Raw genomic sequence first — 1,261 nt, 5'->3', positions numbered from 1 at the left:
AGAAAAGAGGAACCTTCATTCCCCTCTTCTTTGATTTGTTTATAAAGTCTTATTTTTCTGTCAAGGCTGCAAGTCCTGGAAGAACTTTACCTTCAAGAAGTTCCATTGATGCTCCACCACCAGTAGAGATCCATGAGAACTTGTCTGCACGTCCAAGGTTGATCGCTGCGGCAGCTGAGTCACCACCACCGATGATTGATTTAACGCCTGGTTGTTTCACGATAGCGTCCATCACACCGATTGTACCAGCTTGGAAGTCTGGGTTTTCAAATACACCCATAGGTCCGTTCCATACAACTGTTTTAGCACCAGTCAAAGCTTCGTCAAATTTAGCGATAGATTTTGGACCGATGTCAAGACCAAGGAAGCCTTCAGAAACTGCTTCACCTTCAGTGTCACGCACTTCAGTGTAGCCAGCAAATGCGTTAGCTTCTTTTGAGTCAACTGGCAAGATCAATTTACCGTTTGCTTTTTCAAGAAGAGCTTTCGCAACATCCAATTTGTCTTCTTCTACAAGTGAGTTACCGATTTCGATACCTTGTGCTTTGTAGAATGTGTAAGTCATCCCACCACCGATAAGGACTTTATCAGCTTTTTCAAGCAAGTTTTCGATAACACCGATCTTGTCTGAAACTTTTGAACCACCAAGGATAGCCACGAATGGACGTTCTGGAGTTTCAACTGCTTCTTGGATGTAGGCAATTTCGTTTTCAAGAAGGAAACCAGCAACTGCTTTTTCAACGTTTGCTGAGATACCAACGTTAGATGCGTGTGCACGGTGAGCTGTACCGAATGCATCGTTTACGAAGATACCATCTCCAAGTGATGCCCAGTATTTACCAAGTTCAGGATCGTTTTTAGATTCTTTTTTGCCGTCAACATCTTCGTAACGAGTGTTTTCAACCAAGAGAACTTGTCCATCTTCAAGAGCGTCGATAGCTGCTTCCAATTCAGCACCACGAGTAACACCTGGGAAAACAACGTCTTGGCCAAGTTTTGCTGCCAAGTCAGCTGCTACAGGAGCAAGTGATTTACCAGCTTTATCAGCTTCTTCTTTCACACGTCCAAGGTGAGAGAAAAGAATTGCACGTCCACCTTGTTCGATGATGTACTTAATCGTTGGAAGAGCTGCTGTGATACGGTTGTCGTTAGTGATTACGCCATCTTTCAATGGTACGTTGAAGTCAACACGAACGAGGTACTTTTTTACCTTTCAAGTCAACGTCTTTAACAGTAAGTTTTGCCATGTTACAAAAACCCC

1 pseudogene is annotated in these 1,261 nt (G+C 43.4%); it reads right to left on the bottom strand.

The features are described from left to right. Positions 1-49: 49 nt before the first annotated feature. Positions 50-1,247 (bottom strand): annotated as a pseudogene (locus tag SMIDD26_RS01760) (phosphoglycerate kinase). Positions 1,248-1,261 lie beyond the last annotated feature (14 nt).

This window comes from Streptococcus mitis (assembly GCF_001579035.1).
Classification (GTDB): domain Bacteria; phylum Bacillota; class Bacilli; order Lactobacillales; family Streptococcaceae; genus Streptococcus; species Streptococcus mitis_J.
Note: the sequence above shows the minus strand (reverse complement) of the source record. Positions and strands in the feature narration are given on the sequence as shown.